At 55.2% G+C, this 17,796-nt stretch carries 20 protein-coding genes; 9 read left to right on the forward strand and 11 right to left on the reverse strand.

Annotation, left to right across the window (positions count from 1 at the left end; genetic code table 11):
• Positions 1 to 55: 55 nt before the first annotated feature.
• From K0H63_RS17175 to K0H63_RS20145, 4 genes are all read right to left on the reverse strand, one after another.
• Positions 56 to 811, reverse strand: a complete 756-nt coding sequence (locus tag K0H63_RS17175) for a metal ABC transporter permease (protein WP_220065729.1) — start codon at positions 809 to 811, stop codon at positions 56 to 58.
• Between the two features lie 3 nt (positions 812 to 814).
• Positions 815 to 1,720 carry a metal ABC transporter solute-binding protein, Zn/Mn family gene (locus K0H63_RS17180; protein WP_220065730.1) on the reverse strand — a complete coding sequence of 302 codons (906 nt, stop codon included), beginning with the start codon at positions 1,718 to 1,720 and terminating at the stop codon, positions 815 to 817.
• Positions 1,704 to 2,897, reverse strand: coding sequence for a hypothetical protein (locus K0H63_RS17185; RefSeq protein ID WP_220065731.1), 1,194 nt, complete (start codon positions 2,895 to 2,897; stop codon positions 1,704 to 1,706). Before K0H63_RS17185 ends, K0H63_RS17180 begins: the two co-directional genes overlap by 17 nt.
• 78 nt (positions 2,898 to 2,975) lie before the next feature.
• Complete coding sequence (locus tag K0H63_RS20145; RefSeq protein ID WP_258405418.1) at positions 2,976 to 3,269, reverse strand: ABC-type zinc uptake system zinc chaperone; 294 nt, start codon at positions 3,267 to 3,269, stop codon at positions 2,976 to 2,978.
• A 205-nt stretch (positions 3,270 to 3,474) separates the two neighbouring features.
• On the opposite strand from K0H63_RS20145, the gene K0H63_RS20150 reads away from it, so the two are divergent.
• Positions 3,475 to 3,597 carry a hypothetical protein gene (locus K0H63_RS20150; protein ID WP_258405419.1) on the forward strand — a complete coding sequence of 41 codons (123 nt, stop codon included), beginning with the start codon at positions 3,475 to 3,477 and terminating at the stop codon, positions 3,595 to 3,597.
• On the opposite strand, the gene K0H63_RS17195 is transcribed toward K0H63_RS20150, so the two are convergent.
• Positions 3,594 to 3,923, reverse strand: coding sequence for a hypothetical protein (locus K0H63_RS17195; RefSeq protein WP_220065732.1), 330 nt, complete (start codon positions 3,921 to 3,923; stop codon positions 3,594 to 3,596). The two genes, K0H63_RS20150 and K0H63_RS17195, sit on opposite strands and share 4 nt — an antisense overlap.
• A gap of 145 nt (positions 3,924 to 4,068) precedes the next feature.
• Between K0H63_RS17195 and K0H63_RS17200 the strand changes: the two genes are divergently transcribed.
• Complete coding sequence (locus K0H63_RS17200; protein ID WP_258405609.1) at positions 4,069 to 5,670, forward strand: mechanosensitive ion channel domain-containing protein; 1,602 nt, start codon at positions 4,069 to 4,071, stop codon at positions 5,668 to 5,670.
• A gap of 86 nt (positions 5,671 to 5,756) precedes the next feature.
• On the opposite strand, the gene K0H63_RS17205 is transcribed toward K0H63_RS17200, so the two are convergent.
• A complete protein-coding gene (locus K0H63_RS17205) occupies positions 5,757 to 7,439 on the reverse strand; it encodes a formate--tetrahydrofolate ligase (RefSeq protein WP_220065734.1) in 1,683 nt (560 codons plus the stop codon).
• A 170-nt stretch (positions 7,440 to 7,609) separates the two neighbouring features.
• On the opposite strand from K0H63_RS17205, the gene K0H63_RS17210 reads away from it, so the two are divergent.
• On the forward strand, positions 7,610 to 8,500 hold the full coding sequence (locus K0H63_RS17210; protein WP_220065735.1) for an aldo/keto reductase: 891 nt from the start codon (positions 7,610 to 7,612) through the stop codon (positions 8,498 to 8,500).
• 121 nt (positions 8,501 to 8,621) lie between these two features.
• On the opposite strand, the gene K0H63_RS17215 is transcribed toward K0H63_RS17210, so the two are convergent.
• Entirely contained in the window at positions 8,622 to 9,458 is an 837-nt protein-coding gene (locus K0H63_RS17215; RefSeq protein WP_220067941.1) for a MaoC family dehydratase, read from the reverse strand.
• A gap of 243 nt (positions 9,459 to 9,701) precedes the next feature.
• Here K0H63_RS17215 and K0H63_RS17220 point away from each other — a divergent pair, with 243 nt between their 5' ends.
• On the forward strand, positions 9,702 to 10,472 hold the full coding sequence (locus K0H63_RS17220; RefSeq protein WP_220065736.1) for a methyltransferase domain-containing protein: 771 nt from the start codon (positions 9,702 to 9,704) through the stop codon (positions 10,470 to 10,472).
• A gap of 46 nt (positions 10,473 to 10,518) precedes the next feature.
• Here K0H63_RS17220 and K0H63_RS17225 read toward each other — a convergent pair whose 3' ends face one another.
• On the reverse strand, positions 10,519 to 11,151 hold the full coding sequence (locus tag K0H63_RS17225; protein ID WP_220065737.1) for a chemoreceptor glutamine deamidase CheD: 633 nt from the start codon (positions 11,149 to 11,151) through the stop codon (positions 10,519 to 10,521).
• A gap of 251 nt (positions 11,152 to 11,402) precedes the next feature.
• Positions 11,403 to 12,314, reverse strand: coding sequence for a TraB/GumN family protein (locus K0H63_RS17230; protein WP_220065738.1), 912 nt, complete (start codon positions 12,312 to 12,314; stop codon positions 11,403 to 11,405).
• A 42-nt stretch (positions 12,315 to 12,356) separates the two neighbouring features.
• Between K0H63_RS17230 and K0H63_RS17235 the strand changes: the two genes are divergently transcribed.
• Both K0H63_RS17235 and K0H63_RS17240 read left to right on the forward strand, forming a co-directional pair.
• Positions 12,357 to 12,665, forward strand: a complete 309-nt coding sequence (locus K0H63_RS17235; protein ID WP_220065739.1) for a prephenate dehydrogenase — start codon at positions 12,357 to 12,359, stop codon at positions 12,663 to 12,665.
• A gap of 64 nt (positions 12,666 to 12,729) precedes the next feature.
• Positions 12,730 to 14,481: a bifunctional diguanylate cyclase/phosphodiesterase gene (locus K0H63_RS17240; protein ID WP_220065740.1), complete on the forward strand. Its 1,752-nt coding sequence runs from the start codon at positions 12,730 to 12,732 to the stop codon at positions 14,479 to 14,481.
• Between the two features lie 10 nt (positions 14,482 to 14,491).
• On the opposite strand, the gene K0H63_RS17245 is transcribed toward K0H63_RS17240, so the two are convergent.
• Together K0H63_RS17245 and K0H63_RS17250 are read right to left on the reverse strand one after the other, a co-directional pair.
• Entirely contained in the window at positions 14,492 to 15,016 is a 525-nt protein-coding gene (locus tag K0H63_RS17245; RefSeq protein ID WP_220065741.1) for a DUF3016 domain-containing protein, read from the reverse strand.
• A 245-nt stretch (positions 15,017 to 15,261) separates the two neighbouring features.
• On the reverse strand, positions 15,262 to 15,771 hold the full coding sequence (locus K0H63_RS17250) for a DUF4240 domain-containing protein (RefSeq protein WP_220065742.1): 510 nt from the start codon (positions 15,769 to 15,771) through the stop codon (positions 15,262 to 15,264).
• A gap of 96 nt (positions 15,772 to 15,867) precedes the next feature.
• On the opposite strand from K0H63_RS17250, the gene K0H63_RS17255 reads away from it, so the two are divergent.
• The 3 genes from K0H63_RS17255 (at position 15,868) to K0H63_RS17265 (ending at position 17,593) form a co-directional block, all read left to right on the forward strand.
• The gene (locus tag K0H63_RS17255) at positions 15,868 to 16,278 is read left to right on the forward strand and encodes a hypothetical protein (protein ID WP_220065743.1); all 411 of its coding nucleotides are present in this window, start codon (positions 15,868 to 15,870) and stop codon (positions 16,276 to 16,278) included.
• A 110-nt stretch (positions 16,279 to 16,388) separates the two neighbouring features.
• Positions 16,389 to 17,189: a response regulator gene (locus K0H63_RS17260; protein WP_220065744.1), complete on the forward strand. Its 801-nt coding sequence runs from the start codon at positions 16,389 to 16,391 to the stop codon at positions 17,187 to 17,189.
• 131 nt (positions 17,190 to 17,320) lie between these two features.
• On the forward strand, positions 17,321 to 17,593 hold the full coding sequence (locus tag K0H63_RS17265; RefSeq protein WP_011761265.1) for an HU family DNA-binding protein: 273 nt from the start codon (positions 17,321 to 17,323) through the stop codon (positions 17,591 to 17,593).
• Positions 17,594 to 17,796: the final 203 nt, after the last annotated feature.

Raw genomic sequence — 17,796 nt, forward strand, 5'->3', positions numbered from 1 at the left:
ATTAATCATTAAATTCATAAAGTTAAAGCCCGCCATTCGGCGGGCTTTTCAGGGGTTAGCGCCTGGCTGATACCAGCCTGAACACCATGGCCGATAGCGCCAGAGTTGCCACTATCATGGCGCCGCTCGGCAAGTCGAACATGGCCGACAGCAAAAGCCCGGCAAGATAACCGCAAAGGCCAACCAGATACGCCCAGCCCAAAGCTTTGGCGCAGTTGAGTTTATTCACTGCCAGCGCAGGCAAAATCAGGGTACTGAACACCAGATACACACCGACCAGCTCAACGGAGAGGGTAATCACCAGAGCAAACACCAGGTAGAAACCCGCCCCATCCAGTACGGTTGGCCGCGCCATGATGAGCGCCAACACCCCGGCAGAGACCAGCGCCGGCAGATAGAGTTGCTCCCAGCTTACCCAAAGGATCTGACCGGACATCAGCTGCTTGAGGAGCTCCGCACCATGGGGGTCATTGGCGAGCAGCAACATGGCACCCACCGCCGCCAGCACATACAGACAACCAATCATGGCCTCAAGTTCATCGGCCATGCGCCGCGAGAGCCAGGCAATCACCCCCGCACCGGCCAGGGCAAAGAGCGCCGGCATCCAGATTCCCGAAAATGGCGCGTCCTCCAGCACAGGGTGCATGTGAGCCACAATGGCTCCCAGAGCCGCCACCTGAGCAATGGCCAAATCGATAAAAATGATGCCACGCTTAAGCACCTGGCGCCCCAGCAGCACATGGGTAGAGAGCACTAACACCCCGGCGGCCAATGCCGGCAGCAATATGTCCAGCAGATCCCAGTCAAACATAGATCAGTTCGCCCCTTTCAAAAGGTTAATCACGCTGTCGTAGAGACTGAACAGATCCTGACTCTCCTCATTGCCTCCCACAGACATGGGCAGCACCAGCACAGGTAGCCCGGCTTTTTCGGCAAGCCAGTTGGCACCGCGGGTGTCCTGATAGGAGGCCACCACAATCGCCGAAACATCACCCTTGCGGGCACGCTCCAGCAGGCTGGCGAGGTGTCCACTGGAAGGCGGCAGACCCGGTTTGGGCTCCAAATCAGCCACCTGCTCTATGCCAAGCCAATCGAAGAGGTAACGAAAGCTGGTGTGATAGGCAATCACCTTGCGTCCGGCGAGCTCCTGGGCTGAAGCTTCCCAGCCCGGAATGGCGGCCTGCCAGCGTTCGCTGAAGCGGGCAAAGGCAGCATCGTAAGCGGCGCTGTCGTCCCCATCCAGGCGTTTCAGCCTGGCGGTAACGGCTTCGGCCACCTGCAAAAAGCGCCGTGGCGAAAAGTGCAGATGCGGGTTGCCCTTGGCGTGAACATCGCCCATGGAGCGGTCGACCTTGTCCAGCTTATCCAGGGTCTCAATCAGCTCGGCGGCATACAGCATGCCGTCGCTGCCGTCTCTCACGTTGGCATTGGCGGATTTCATCTGCAGCATTGGCAGCCAGCCAATTTCAAGGTCTGCACCGGCGCACAGGGCCAGATCGGCCTGACGCATCTTGGCTATCAGACTCGGTCTTGCCTGCACCTGATGAGGATCCTGCATGGCCGTGGTCGCCGAGTAAATACTGGCGTCCGGCGCCAGCTCTTTGGCCAGCGCCGCGTATTCGGGCTCACAGGCAAAGATATTCAAACCGGCCACGGCACTGGCGCTGTGGCCCAGCGTGAGGGCCAGCAGGCCCCCGAGCAACTTAGAATTGATGCGCACCGTGGGCCCCCAGAGTCATAACATATTGCAGAGTGAACAGATTATCGTCGCTGATGCCGTCAAAGTTGGTTCCCTGTTGACGGGTGTACTGCAAACGTACCGTAGAGAAATGGCTGTGATGCCAGTTGAGGCTGACTTCGGTCTCTTTCAGCTTCTGGGCATCAAAGTGGTCATCGTGGGCCAGTTGGGTATCCAGCTCGCCATAACGCAGACCAGCAGACCAGCTGGGGCTGAACTGATACACACCGCTCAGGTACCAGCCCTGATGGTAGTCCTTGCCATGGGCATGCTCATGACCTTCTTCTTCCTCGTGTTCCTCTTCATGGAGCTCAGGCGCCTTGAAATCATTCACGCGGAAAAACTCACCGCTCAGGGTGAGGTGCTGATACTTGTAGTTGCCGTTTGGCGCCCATTTATACACAAAGTCAGCCACATAGGTGTTTTCGCCCGTGTAGGCGGCGCTATGGCTGTGGTCATGGGCGTGTTCATCTTCTGCATGAACCTCTTCCCCTTCTTCATGGGGTGTCAGGCGGCCGTTCTGGTTTTTCATGTAGGCCAGTCCCAGCTGCCAGGAGCTGTTGTCGCCTATGTCACCGCCCAACTTGGTGAAAGCGTTGTATACCCCAACGGTATCGAATTCGCGCTCGCTATGCTCATCTTCGGCGCGCATCTTGTCGCCCTTGAAGCCTTCAACGCCGAAGGTCCAGTAAAGGTCGGTGGGGGCGACCCAGCTCAGTCGCAGACCATCATCAAAGTAATGGCTGCCAAGGAAGGCGCGGTACACCGCAGGTCGACCGGCAAAGGCATCGCTGTGGAGGTGTTGGTTGTTCAGGTAACCCACGTCAGACAGGAAACGGCCAGCGCGCACAGACAAGCCCCCCGGCAACGCCAGAGTCTGGATAAATGCTTCTTCAAGCTCCAGCTCGGTTTCACCGTCGTGTGCTTCAATCACTGTGGTTAGTTTGCCGTAGAAGAGGTCGTCGATATTGGCACTGATGGCAAGTTCGCTCTCGCCCAGGCCAAAGCCTTCTTCACGGCCACCCAGGGCGCGATCGCCACTCTGATAGTAGCCATCCAATACGGCACTGATGGCAGGGTTACCCAGGGTAGGGGTTTCGGCGGCGGCCGCAGCAGAAATCAAGGCAGATGCCAACACAGACAAACGAAAGATGTTCATAAATTCTCCAAAAATACAGCAAGACCCCGACAGCAAACCGCTATCGGGAAATAGTTAATTTTTCAATGCGATATGTATTTAAGGAGCGAGTGGTGGACCGCGGGCCTGGGGCTGTGGACGAACCGACTCCACTGAGGTGAACAGCGGGGTCTGGGGTTGCTCGAACACCTGAAGCTGGGGCACCTTGGGCAGGCTCACCCCGGGCAGGAGCTTGTTCAGCTGGTGTTGATGGAAACAGAGGGTACAGTGGTTGTAGCCCCCTTCATCGAGGTGGGTGGTGGCGTGAGCGGCAGCAATAAACGACAAAAGCACCAGTACGGCAGAAAGCCATACAGCGATAAGTCGATGAATTTTGCGCCTTGGGAATTGCACGCACCCTACTCCGGTGATTTGTGAAGCGGCTCAAGTTTACGGTAGCCCAAATGGGCTGGCAACCGTGATCGCAGTAGAAAAGTTACAGAATGTTATCCTTTGGGCAGTGTGCAGGTTTTCGCCTTAATCTTGTGTTAAGCCGCCTGACATACCATGGCGCCACTATTCAGTTACCAGCTTGCTTACTCAATCAGGAGAATGCGTTATGGGTCAATTTTTCAAAGAAAACATCAAACTCATCTTGGTTGCAGCCCTGGTGATCGGCGGCATTCTCGGAGGGATCTGGTGGGTTGAAACCTCACTCGCCGCGCAGGAAACCGTGCTCTAACGGTACTTTTGCCGCTCATGGCTCTTGTCTTCCACTTCAGGAGCCTCTACCACAATAAGCTGATCCATCAGGTGAGATATCAGCAGCAGCGCCAGGCACATGGACGCCACCAGCACGGCGACACCCCGCCATGGCGCATGCAACCAGGCCAGCAGCAGCGCCGCCACACCAAGATAAAATCCCACTAATTTCAATTTGATCAGCAAACCACTGCGTGCCAGCCAGGCATCACAGTGCGGGCACTGGATCTGGGCGTTCAATCCCTTGCCACGCTGGGCCTTTACGGCTGTCGCTTTAAAGTTTTTGTGGCAATGACTACAGATCATGATAGGTCCTCTACACCTCGGGGCTGCAAATTCTACCAGAGCCTGGCAGTTTTGGGATAAGAGTTCCGCTACTGACCACCCTGATTGTACGCCCGCGCCATCAGGGGCTATGATGCTTACATCTTACAGCAACAGGATGTTGAATATGCGTCTGTTAATCCCCCTCCTCTTGGGCATAAGCCTGCTTGGTCCCACGGCAGCAATGGCCGTCAGTGATGAATTTCGCAGCAATGTTGAGCAGCTGGAGCACACGATTGCCCAGGATCTCAAGGGTTTGTCTCAAGCCAAAGGCGAGCTGGTTGCCATCAGTGAGTATCGGATAAACCAAAAAACTGCCGAGTTGAGGCAGCTTATCAACACCGAAATTGAAGCCCCGAACACAGACACCGCCTACCTGCAAACCCTGGTGGAAAATCAGCTGAGCTTTATCCAGCAGACCCAGGCCTACCTTGGCAAAGACATCCAGAGGCTCAAAAGTGCACTCGGTGGCACCAATGATGCCGAGCTGTTGCTGGCGCTGTCCAACCGAGAGCGGGAGCGCGACACCAACTTCAAAAAAGAACTGCAAACTCTGGATTGGGGCAGCAAGCTGGGCATGGACACAGAGCCGCGCCGCGCTGAGCTGAAACAGGCCCTGGCCGAACGGGCCGACCGCCTGGCAAGCCTGGTGAGTTACACCCAGGAGCAACTGAAACAGGCGGTGGATGACGCCCGTGCTGCCGGTAAAGATGTCAGCGCCGAGCAAACCGCCCGGGTCAGTGAGCTCAAGGCCCGGTTGGAGCAAAACAGCGTTAGCCTGAGTACCGTGGTCGGCTTGCTGGAAGAGCTGGGAGCCGATACCACGACGCTGAAACAGGTGCTCTTTACTGTGTCCGGTGACATTACCCAGGATGTGTTGGATATCGACCTGGTGGGCAGCCTGCTTGGCAAGTGGCTCAGCGTCGCCGAATCGCAGGCCATAGAAAATGGCCCACGGATGCTGTTTAAGGTGTTTATCTTTCTGCTAATCCTCTTTGTCGCCAGTCTGGTTGCCAAGCTGGTCAAGAGTGTGGTGAAAAAGGCAGTCAGTAACTCCAAACTCAGATTCAGCAAGTTGTTGCAGGATTTCTTTGTCTCACTTTCGGCCAAGGGCGTATATACCCTGGGGTTACTGATTGCCCTGTCGCAACTGGGCTTTGAGCTTGGGCCCCTGCTGGCCGGTTTCGGTATCGCCGGTGTCATCATAGGTTTTGCGCTGCAGGACACGCTGTCGAACTTTGCCTCCGGCATGATGATCCTGATTTACCGTCCCTATGATGTGGGAGATCTTATCAGCGCCGCAGGCGTCACAGGGCGGGTCAGCCATATGAGCCTGGTATCAACCACCATCAAAACTCTCGATAATCAGCGCCTTATCATTCCAAATAATAAGATTTGGGGCGATACCATCAACAACATCACCGCCGAGCGCCATCGCCGGGTCGATATGACCTTTGGCATCAGCTATGCCGATAATGTCGAGCATGCGGAAAAAATCCTGCTGGATATAGTCAAAAGCCATCCCAAGGTGCTGAAAGACCCCGACGTCACAGTGCGCCTGCATCTCTTGGGCGAGTCGTCGGTGGACTTTGTGGTGCGTCCCTGGGTTCGACCAGATGACTACTGGGAAGTGTATTGGGACGTGACCAAGGCGGTGAAGCAGCGCTTCGACGCCGAAGGCATTACCATTCCGTTCCCGCAGCGGGATGTGCACTTCTACCGCAGCTGACCAAAAGCGACTCTTTTAACAGAGCTAAGAATGCAATAAACCGAAAGGCACCCAAGGGTGCCTTTCTTGTTCCTCATCCGCGACCATCATCCAAGTCCGACTATGTCACCCTTGTCGTTGATGTCGATATTCAAATAGCCGGGCATGAGCCCCAGCCCCGGCATGGTCATCACCTTACCTGTGAGTACGGTAATAAAGCCCGCCCCTGCACTTAAGCGTAAACCGACCACAGGCAGTTCAAAGCCAATGGGGGCGCCCTTGAGTGCAGGATCGTGACTGATGGACAAAGGGGTTTTGGCCATACACAGCGGTAATCTGTCCATCCCCAGCTCAGTTATCATCGCCAGATCCCGGCGCGCCTCCTCAGACAGGCTGACGCCGGCGGCACCATAGCGCTCAGCAAGCGTCATCAGGCGGGCACCAAAGTCCATTTGGTCGTCATAGAGGTGCTCAAAGTTTGATGGGGCATCGCAGGCACGGGCGACTGCGGTAGCCAACGCACGAGCGCCCTCGGCGCCGTGACTGAAGGCATCGCTGATTTCGCAGCCAAAGGCCCCTTCTTCAAGGCAACGCTCTTTGAGCCACTCCAGTTCGGCCATGGCATCGTCGGGGAATCGATTGATGGCCACCACCAGTGGCAGACCATAGCCCATTACGTTTTGCATGTGCCAGTGCAGGTTGGCAAAGCCGGCTTCCAGACGCGCCCTGTCGTCGCCTTCCACGCCTGAGTTGGCCTTGAGCGCCCTTAAGGTCACCACCAACACGGCGGCGGAAGGGGCAATGCCCGAGGCGCGGCTCTTGATATTGCAGAACTTTTCAAAACCCATATCGGAGCCAAAGCCGCCTTCCGTTACCACATAATCGTGGTGTGCCAGGGCCACCCGGTCAGCGATAATGGAAGAATTGCCATGGGCAATATTGGCAAAGGGGCCCGCATGAACCAGACAGGGCGCCCCGCTCAGGGTTTGCATCAGTGTCGGCTCGATGGCATCACGCATGATGGCGGTCATGGCACCTGCTACACCCAGGTCATCGGCGCTAATGGGTTTGCCGTCCCGGCCCATGGCCAGGATCACCCGCCCGATACGGGCGCGCATGTCGGCAATGTTTTCACACAGGGCCAGAATGGCCATGAGTTCAGAGGCCGCCGTGATATCAAAGCCGCCGCCATGAACCGGGCCATTGTTATCCCCAAGACCCAGCTCAATCTGGCGCAGGCTGCGATCGTTGTGGTCCACTACCCGGCGCCACAGAATGCGCTCGGGGTCGATATTCAGCGCTGGCATTCCCGTTTTGGCGCTGAAGGCTTCAGGGCCCATACGGGTTTCATGGAACAGGCGGGCATCGATGGCGGCCGCAGCCAGGTTGTGGGCACTGGTAACGGCATGGATATCCCCCGTCATATGCAGATTCATCACCTCCATGGGCACCACCTGGGCATATCCCCCACCGGCGGCGCCACCTTTCACCCCAAAGACCGGCCCCAGGCTGGGCTGACGAATACAGGCACAGGCCTTGTGCCCGAGCAGATGCAGCCCCTGGGTCAGCCCTATGGTGGTCACGGTTTTTCCTTCGCCATGGGGGGTGGGTGTAACGGCGGTGACTATTACCAGTTTGCCCCGCAAAGGCGCACGGGCGGCCTCGAGGCTGATTTTGGCCATGGCATGACCAGCCTCCCGCCATAAGTGCTTACCAAGACCAAAGTCGTCGGCAATCCAGCCTATGGGGCGTACATTGGCCTGCCGGGAAATTTCCATATCAGTCAACATAGTGGAGTTCTCGCTGTAGGGTATGCTTGTGATTGTTATTGTGAGACCCTGTGGCGGGTCCTGGCTCAACACAGCCTATGCCAAAGGTCCGGGCTAAAGAAGCTCAAGGAATGACTAATTCATCTTTCCTGAATCCAAATCAATTTCAGTGCACTTTTTTGGGGAGAACCATGGTGTCGACTTCGCTCAAGCTGTCCGAATTTATTGCCGGTTTCTGGCGACTGGCCGATTGGCAAACCACCTTGCCTGAGCGGCGTGAAATCATTGAAACCTATCTGTCCCTCGGGGTCAGCTCCATGGACCACGCCGACATCTATGGCCAGTACCAATGTGAACGGCTCTTCGGCGACGTGCTGCGCGAGGCCCCTGCCCTGCGCCAGCAAATGGAAATCATCAGCAAGTGCGGCATCAAGCCCGCCATTGTCGGGAATCCAGACCGCTATGTGAATCACTATGACACCGGCCGGGATCACATAATCAGCAGCGCCGAACAGTCGTTGCGCAATCTGGGCACGGATTATCTGGATCTGCTGCTGATCCACAGGCCCGATCCGCTGATGAATGCCGATGAAATGGCCGAGGCCTTTTATGCCTTGCGCAAGGCCGGGAAGGTGCGCCACTTTGGCGTATCCAACTTTACCCCGAGCCAGTTTGAGCTGGTGCAGTCCCGGCTCGATTTTGCGTTAGCGACCAATCAGGTAGAACTGTCGCCATTGGCGATGCAGGTGATGCACGACGGTACCCTCGACCAATGCCAGCGCCTGGGCATTCGCCCCATGGCCTGGTCATGCCTGGCGGGAGGTGCCTTGATGTCGGGTACAGACGAGCGGGCGGTGCGGGTGCGAGCCCTACTTACCGAGATACAGGAACAAACCGGCGCCGACGACCTCAGTCAGCTGGTATATGCCTGGGTGCGGATGCACCCGAGCCGTCCACTGCCTATTATCGGCAGTGGCAATGTTGAGCGTATTAAGTCGGCACTGGCATCAAACCATATAGTGCTCAGCAGGCAGCAGTGGTTCAGCATCTGGCAGGCCTCCATGGGGTACAGCGTGCCCTAAAACACCAAATCGGGCACAGCGTGCCCTGAAAGCCAATAAAAACGGCCGCTACATGCGGCCGTTTTTATTGGGGAAGATACGGTAGACTGACCAGTCTCTGGCAGCGCACGCGTCATTCACCTCAGTCGTGAAAAGTCACCTCACCGCTGAGATGGGGTCTGCGCCCTTTTTGATCTCTGAGTTCAAACCTGAGTCCAGCCTCTTTGGCTTCACTGGCAAAGGTCACCTCACCGGGCATAAACAGCGGCAATTTAAAGGCCACGTCCAGGGTGCAGGGTCTGTTGCCTATCTCGCCCATCAGCTCGGCAACACAGCGCGCCTTGGACCACATACCATGGGCCAGTACCCGCTCAAACCCAAAGCGTTTGGAGAGGAAAGGATGCAAATGGATAAGGTTGAAGTCACCGGACGCGCGGGCATAGCGCCAGCCCAGTTTATCGTCCAGGGACCAGGTTTTGGGGTTATCCCAGGCCATGTCACTGCCCTTGGGGGGACGGGCGCGGCGACCTGCGCTTTCAATGCGGTACAGATAAATCGAGTGGGCTTCCCACACCAGTTCATCGCCCACCCAAACCTTGGAGACCAACTCAAATTCCAGGCCGGCATCGGTTTGCTCACTGGATGCCAGCACGCACTCCAGGCGAACCTGCTCAGACACGGACACCGGACGGTACTGGCTGATGCGGTTTTTCAGGTGGATCATGCCCAGCAGCGGAAAAGTAATGGCCTCATGGGTGAAGATCACCGCATGCAGGCGAAACGCCAAAATGTACAAAAAGGTAGGGGGCAGCGTCTTGCCATCAAAGTTGAACTCACACACTTTGGCATAGTCGGCCACCACCGCTGGCGACAGCGACACCTGGGGCACAGACACGCGGATAACGGGCAGCGGCTGCTGATCCCAACCGGGCTTACGGCCGAAAAAAATCTTGCGATACAAAGACAACAGCGATGGCATCCCATCCAGTGCCACTTGATGTTCCATGGTGAAGCTTCCCCCCTAACAAAGAGCGGGAATTATACTCTCATTCACTGCAATGTGTACCCTCAATAAAATCACCAACATATACATATAAATTTCATACACTTAACACATGGCGCACCGACTAAATCCGGGATTTGGCACAAACAATGAGAGACTGCCAAAACGGGCCCGGCTGTGAGAAACTAGCGCCCGACCCAGCAGCGCCGGATACTCAGATTGCAAGACAAAAATTTCGATACCCTCGCGGGTAAGTTTGCCAAGAACATCTACGGAACCCTCAAGGGGGATATTCGTGCGGCCGTGCTGTGGCGCGACCTGGAAGAAATGCTGCCACGGTTGGGCGAACGTAAGCTAAGGGTACTGGATGCAGGCGGCGGATTTGGCTTTTTCAGCCAAAAGCTCGCGGCATTGGGTCACAGTGTGGTGCTGTGTGATATTTCTGCCGAAATGCTCGCCGAAGCCAAGCGGCATATTGCCCTCAGCCCCACGCCCCTGGATATCCAGTGCATTCATGCTCCCATTCAGGATTTGTCACGGGATGCCCTGGGGGAGTTCGACCTTGTTCTTTGCCATGCCGTGGTGGAATGGCTTGCCGATGCCAAGGGCACCATGACCAGCCTGCTGACATTGCTCAAGCCGGGCGGCTTGTTTTCGCTGATGTTTTATAACCGCGATGCCATGTGTTTCCACTCGCTCATTGCCGGTAACTTCGGCTATGTGCAATCAGGATTCAAGGCCAAAAGGGTTAAGCTCAGCCCCAACTTCCCGGTGACAGTGCCCGAGGTGGAAGCCTGGTGTCACGACTGGCAGATGGACATTCATTGCCGCTCCGGTGTACGGGTTATTCACGACTATTTGAAAAAGGGCAGCCTGTCCACCGAGTACAGTGACGCAGGTCTGATTGAGATGGAACTGAAATACTCCCGCGAACCGGCCTTTTTGCGACTGGGGCGTTACGTGCACTTTGTAGCCCAAAAGCCCTTGTAGTCGAGCCCCTGAAGGTAGCGGCCCCTGCAGTCAGAAACCCGAGCTATCAAAAGAGTTCTATAGAGCCTGGCTCTGGCACCTTGGCATGCTCGGCCACATCGTTGAGATAAGCCTGCTCTTCGCGCTCGATTTGCGCCATGCCGGTCATTTCGAGCCGCTTCAGCCTGACCCTGCCGCTTTGGGGATGAAACAGCACCTTACGGGGCCAGGGACCACCGAGATCTTCCGACATCACGGGTATCCCTTCCAATGCCAGATACTCTCTAACAAAAGCGATATTGGACTGACCCACATTGAGCACAGAGATGCGCCCCAGTGTGGCGCCACCAAAGATTTTTGCCTTGAGACGGGACTTTAGCCCACCGGCACTGAGGATGCCGTTGATTAATTGCTCCATGGCCCAATTGCCGTAACGACAGGAGTAACTGGTGAGTTGGTGCCAATCTTCATGGAGTACTTTTTCAGGTAACAGAAAGTGGTTTAAGCCGCCAATGCCCATCAAAGGATCCCAGATGCAGGCTGCGACGCAAGATCCCAAACGGGTATAGATAAACTCATCCTGACAGGAATAGTAGTACTCACCGGGGTCAACCCGGGCGACTTGCGACTGTTGTTCGTTGTCCCAGAAGCGTGGGATCTTTTCAAATCCTGGGTATACCAGTTGGGTAGGCAAGGCCATGGGTCCTCCGCGGCTGTCTTCCTGAGTATAGCCAACGCTGGCGAATACCCCGGCAATTCAGTCACTCGGACGACCCGGCCATGGCTTAAAGAACGAAGGAAGGTGCGAATAAGTCCCGTGCTTGCTCTGCGTGTGCTTAAAGTGGATAGGTGCAAGGCACAGTTCGCAGCGAATGGCCCTGGTCCTTCGCACCTCTTTGACTTCCAAAGCCGGTAACGCAGCAGATACCGCTGTAAGGCACGCTCTGCGGCTTACTGGCAGATGCCCTGAGTGGCGGCGCAGTGGCCCAAATGCCCCTTCACCCTGATACCACGCTGGGCCAGAATCGACACCAAACTCTGTTCACCCACCAGATGGCCCGCTCCCACCACCACCATCAGAGTCGCCGGGGTATCCGCCCGGGTCAGGAGACTCTGCAGCGTATCGGCCATTCTATGGTTTCTGTCCCACAGCAGTGCCTTTAGCAATTGGGTATCATCACCTTCTGCCATGGAGTCATGCATCAGCGCCGCCAACTCATCACTGTTGCCGCCCCGCCAGCTATTGACCAGGGCGCCGGCTTCATCGCCAGGGGCAGAAATGGCCTCACGCACCATGGTCCACTGCTGCGACTTGTCCAGCGACGCCATCAGCTTGAACTGATATTCCATGCCTTCCAGCTCGAATATCGCTTTGCTGCCCCGAGCCCTATCCAGCAAGTGCTGATCAACACCCAATTCCGCCTGATAACCTAACTCGGCATACCGGAGCACGGTAATTTGCGACGCCTGTATCCAGGGTGAAAGAGGCGCCATGGCCTCGCAGATTGGTTTACGGCTGCGGCAGTATTCCTCCACCACGGTGGCGGACTGGGCATCCGGAGGCGATGCATCCACACCATAGGTCATCAAGAGACGCTGAATATCGGCTCCTGCCGCACCTATATCCGCTTCCACCACCAGTGCCTTTGCACTGTCAAATGCGTTTTCCACCAGCTTGGGCATGGGATAAAAATCCGGGCTGCCCACATGAATGGAGCCGAGCAGATAGACGGTTTTGCCCTGATGGGAGAATTCATAAAAAGGGGGTTTATCTGATTCTTTCGCCAATAGTGGCGCCGTCGCCGACAGCATCCAGAGTGCCACCGCGCCAATGAACCCTGTCCTTAAACTTGTTGCCTTCATCCTTGCCTCTTATAATCCCGAAAAATCTGATTGGAAGCTGTTATGCCATATACCAAGGTCCTTGAGCAACTGACCGAAAATCTGCAACTGGCCTATCGTCAGGCAATCGATGCCGACACCCGTCTGGATGAACTGCAAAAAGCCGGCATGGGAAAGTTCAGCCATATCTTCAGCGCGGAAGAGGGGTTTTCAACCCGCAGCAACAGATTTGGCCCTTATGTTCAGGAGCTGGGTCAGGACTTTGCCGAGCTGAAAGCAGCACAGTTGACGCCCGAGCTTCTGGAACGGGTGGTGCGTAAGCTCGGTGTGTTGCTGCAAACCCTGCAAGCGTTCAAATCCCAGAGTAAATAAGCGGTCATCTTTCTGTCACAGGGCTGCCATAGACTGCCGGAACCTTGGGCTCCCGGTACACATCATGGCCGCCATAGATTTACAGGCAGAACTGACCAAAATCATTGAAAAGCAAAGCATAGAATCGCTTTTTCAACCCATTTTCAATATCAGTGCCGGGAAAATTCACGGCTTTGAAGCCCTCTCCCGGGGGCCAGTCCACAGCCCTTTATACTCCCCCGTCCCCCTGTTTAAAACCGCTGAGCATGAAGGACGCCTCAGCGAGCTGGAAACCCTGTGTCGCCAGATTGCAGCGGGGCGTTTTGCCGAGCGAAAACTGCCGGGAAAGCTCTTTATCAACATCTCCCCCAAGGCCTTGCTGGACCCGGATCACCCCAAGGGTAAAACCCTGACCATGCTGCAGCAGCTGGGCATATCACCTTCACAGGTGGTCATAGAACTCTCGGAGCAGCATCCTGCTGACGATATCGACCTGCTGAAAACCTGCCTGCTGCATTACCGCAATCAGGGGTTTTTAACCGCCATTGATGATTTGGGTGCTGGCTACTCTGGTCTGCGGCTCTGGTCAGAACTGGCACCGGACTATGTGAAAATCGACCGCCACTTTATTCATCAAATCGATAAGCATCCGGTCAAGCAGGAGTTTGTGCGCTCCATTGTGGAGCTTTGCCAAAGCCTGACCTGTAAGGTCATCGCCGAAGGAATAGAAACCGAGGCCGAGTTGCAGGTACTCAGGCAGCTCGGGATCATTTATTGCCAGGGATTTTTACTGGGGCGGCCAGAGACGAATCCGGACAAACACCTGCCCCAGGGGCTTAGCCCACAGCCCAATATGGGACAGGCCACCCACAGGTATATAGAAACCGCCGAGAGTCTGGCATGCGGGGCGGTTACTGTGCCCACCGATACCAAACTCAAAAGCATCAGCGATCGTTTCAGCAGCCAACCGGCACTGCAGGCTGTGGTGGTGGTCGATGGCGACACGCCGCTGGGGCTTATCAGCCGCACCGCCCTGCTTGAATTATTTTCCACCCCCTATGGCCGGGCGCTGCATGAAAATCACTGTGTCATCGAAGTGATGGATACCCGGGTGCCCCAATTTGATGCATCAGAGGCCCTGAGCAGTGTCAGCCAACTCCTCACTTCAGAATCGGATCAGCTCATGGCTCAGCAGTTTTTGATTCTGCGTCAGGGCAAGCTGATAGGCGTAGGACACACCAAAGATTTGCTGGCCCGGATTACAGAGCACCGCATCAAGGTTGCCCGCCACGCCAACCCACTTACCGGGCTGCCGGGTAATGTGCCTATTCAGGAAGAATTACAACGGCTGAAACAGCAAAGCCGCCCCTTTTATCTGGTCTATTTCGACCTGAGCCACTTCAAGCCCTACAACGATATCTACGGCTTTTGCCGGGGCGACGAAGTGATTTGTCATGTGGCGTCGCTGCTGTCGGGGCATCAGGATGCCGACTGCTTTGTGGGTCACATAGGTGGCGATGACTTTGTGATGATTACCACGGACGATCCCGAATACAAGGTGGCCGGGATCCTGAAGGATTTTGAGGCTGAAAAACGCAGTTTTTTCCAGGAAGCCCATTGGCAGGCACAATGTATTTCCGCCGAGGACCGCCAGGGTGCAATCAGCCTGCAACCTCTGACCTCCCTGTGTGCCGGCATACTGTCGCCAAGGCACACCTTCAACGCCACAGAACATGAACTGTCGGCCCTCAGCGCCCGGGCAAAAAAACAGGCAAAGCTCACCGACAGTGGACTTTGCCTGCTTGGCAGTACCCCGCCTCAGCTGAGGCAGGCTTAGTTCAGACTGGTTAAAGCTTGGGTGCAACCTGCTTTTCAAACCACTGGGTTAACAGACGGACCTCATGGGAAAAAGGTCTGTCATTTATCGGGCGAATGTCGTTCATAAAGTTCAGGTTGGTCAGCTTTTCATCGCCGGCAATCACCACCTGCTCGCCATCGAGTACCTGATAACTGAAGCTGATACGTGGGGGATAGATTTCTTTCACCACACGTAAGTCATTGGTGGTTGCGCCAAAGGTAGGACGCATATCACCGGCCATATCCACATCAGTCACCACCAGCTCCAGACTCTGGTTGGGCTTGAGCGATTTGGCGGCTTCCTTACTCAGTTCCTTGGTCAGGGTCTCAAACAGGCGATTTTCGAACCTGGACTGGAGTTCACCGCTGGACTTAATGTCGCGGAACTTCTTGGGTTCCTGCCAGCTAATTTTTACAGCGCCGTCCTGGGTTTGTGGATCCACAGTGGCTGCATCATCCGCCATCGCTGAACCGGCAACAAAGAGGCCGGCAATCAGAATCATCGGGAATTTCATAGGAGCCTCCTTAAGGCCTGTAATCGATTAATTCGCAATCACTTTAGCGAATTCAAGCTGAACCAATACTTAACACAAACTGCCGTAATCAGATGGCATTCTGAATATAAGCTTCTGTTTATTATTTATTTTAGACAGATTAGTCTCAATTGGTTCCGGTATCAATTTGTATCACCAAAACCCCACCCAAGACTGAGTGGCGCCGTAAAGACAACGCCCGGCCTGAGTCGCCGGGCGTGGCAAGATCAGAAGGGGAACAAGCGGCAAAGCTCAGGATAGTTGGCTTTGAGGTCTTTGGGGCGGGAGCTGAACTTTTTGCCTGCGGGATTCACGCTGCCGGACGGTACAAAGGGCAATTCTTCCTGGGTCCTGTCTTCATAAAGCTGCCCGGCAATCAGGTCGTAGTCCTCCACAAAGGGATAGGCGTAACCGTCCACCGTTGGCCAGCCTGGCAGCCCTGCCAGGGCATCGGGTGTGGCTATCACACGTTCAAACCACTCTTGACCGAGGGAGATGAGAAAACAGCGAAATTCGGCAAAGCCATAATCGGTGTCACAACCTGTAATGACATAGGCGGCGCCCCACAGTGGCCAGGTATAGGCGCGGCGCATCTGCTGGCCAAACAATTTATCAAATGCCTTGAGGGCATCGTTATCCTTTTCGCTTAACGCGTTGCGTAAACGCTCCGCCAGGCTTTCCTGTGATTCATCCGGGCTTTGGCGGCTTACCAGCTGCCAGAATTCTTGCTCAGTCATATCATTGCCTCTGTTTTGGGAGCGCCATTTTACACTGAACTGGACTGTCTCTCTGGCTTTTTCTACACTTGGGCGACTTTTTTGCCGGAACCCACCATGAAACTGCCACCGCTGCCCCTGTGCCTGTTGTTTTGCCTCTACCTTGTACTGGCGCTCTTATCCATTACCCGCGCCATCATTACCGGTAGTCTGGATATGTTTACGCTTGGGGTATTACCGGTACTGGTGGGCCTGGTGCTTAAAACGACCTGGGCGCTGTGGGCCGTGCGCATTTATACAGCCATCCAAACCCTTGGCTGCGCTGCACTCGGCGTTACGGCCATTCTGGCCAGCCACATAAGCCCCGAAGATACCCGGCTGTTCTTCGCCGGGGCTGAAATCCCCCTGTGGCTGGTTGCCGCCACTCTGTTTGTGCTGCTGTCGTTTCAATGGTGGGTGGCGTTTCTCCCCTCAACCCGCAGGTATCTGCACGTAGCGTCAACAGCCAACACCCCACAAAACAGTTGAACGTGGGCTTGAATTCAAGCCTGTTTGATAGGCGGGCTTGATAAGCATACTTGCCAAAGGCTGAACAACTGGGTTAGCGTTACAAACCCGCAACAACAGTATCAACAGCCATGCATCAATTGTCACCGGGCGAGCTGTCCATCCTACTGGTGGAGCCTTCAGACACCCAGCGTAAAATCATCATTGCCAGCCTGAAAAATGAAGGCATTCTCAAAATCGAAACCGCCGGTGGTTTTGATGAGGCCAGGCAAATACTCACAGAGCACAAACCTGATTTGATAGCCAGCGCTATGCACTACAGCGATGGTGATGCTCTCAAGCTGCTGACCTACATCAAGAGTGACAGCCGATGTCAGGACATCCAGTTTATGTTGGTTTCCAGTGAATGCCGCCGCGAGCAGTTGGAGGTGTTCCGTCAGTCAGGTGTGGTGGCTATCTTGCCTAAGCCCTTTTCAAAAGAGCATCTTGGAAAAGCACTCAACGCCACCATTGACCTCCTCTCCAACGACGAGTTGGATCTGGATCACTTCGATGTTCAGGACCTGCGGGTGTTGGTGGTGGACGACAGCCGTATGGCGCGTAACATCATCCGCCGCACCCTGAGCAACCTGGGAATGCGACAGATTGTTGAAGCCTGTGATGGCGCCGAAGCCATCGAACTGATGCGCGAGCAGATGTTCGATCTGGTGGTAACCGACTACAACATGCCCAGTGTGGATGGCCTGGCCCTGACCCAATTTATTCGCAACGAGAGTCAGCAATCCCACATCCCCATTCTTATGGTGTCGTCAGAGGCCAACGATGCCCACTTATCCAACGTGTGTCAGGCCGGCGTTAACGCACTGTGTGATAAGCCATTTGAGCCCCAATTGGTGAAACAAATCCTCTATCAGCTGCTGGATGCCAATTAATGTGACAAAACCCACTGGAAAATTGATCCCGAGCGGGATTTGCGCCCCAAAACCGCTTCCCAAACGCTAATGCCTGTGGCATGTTAGGCGAGTTTTAAAACAATAATCACGGAAAGACGAGTATTTAGCATATGAACAGAACTGAACTTATCGCCAAGATCGCTGAGAGTGCTGACCTGACCAAGGCCGAAGCCGGCCGTGCGCTGAAATCCTTCGAAGAAGCTGTGACTGCCGCCATGAAAGACGGCGACAAAATTTCTATCGTAGGTTTCGGCTCTTTTGAAACCAGCACCCGCGCAGAGCGCACTGGTCGCAACCCACAAACCGGCAAGGAAATCAAAATCCCTGCGGCGACCATTCCAAAATTCAAGGCCGGCAAGGCCCTGCGTGACAGCGTGAACTAATCACGGCACTCATGCAGTCAAAGCCTCCTTCGGGAGGCTTTTTGTTTTGTGCGCACCAAGTGTGTGCATTGGCGCACGCAAAGTGTGCATTTTTCAGCCAACTCACATCACTTCCAAACACAACCTCTTTGTAAACAACAAGTTAAAAAATGGCATAACCTTGGCTTTAGGTATTCCCGACCAATACAAGTACACACAATAAT

Source organism: Shewanella zhangzhouensis (assembly GCF_019457615.1).
In the GTDB taxonomy this organism is placed as follows: Bacteria; Pseudomonadota; Gammaproteobacteria; order Enterobacterales; family Shewanellaceae; genus Shewanella; species Shewanella zhangzhouensis.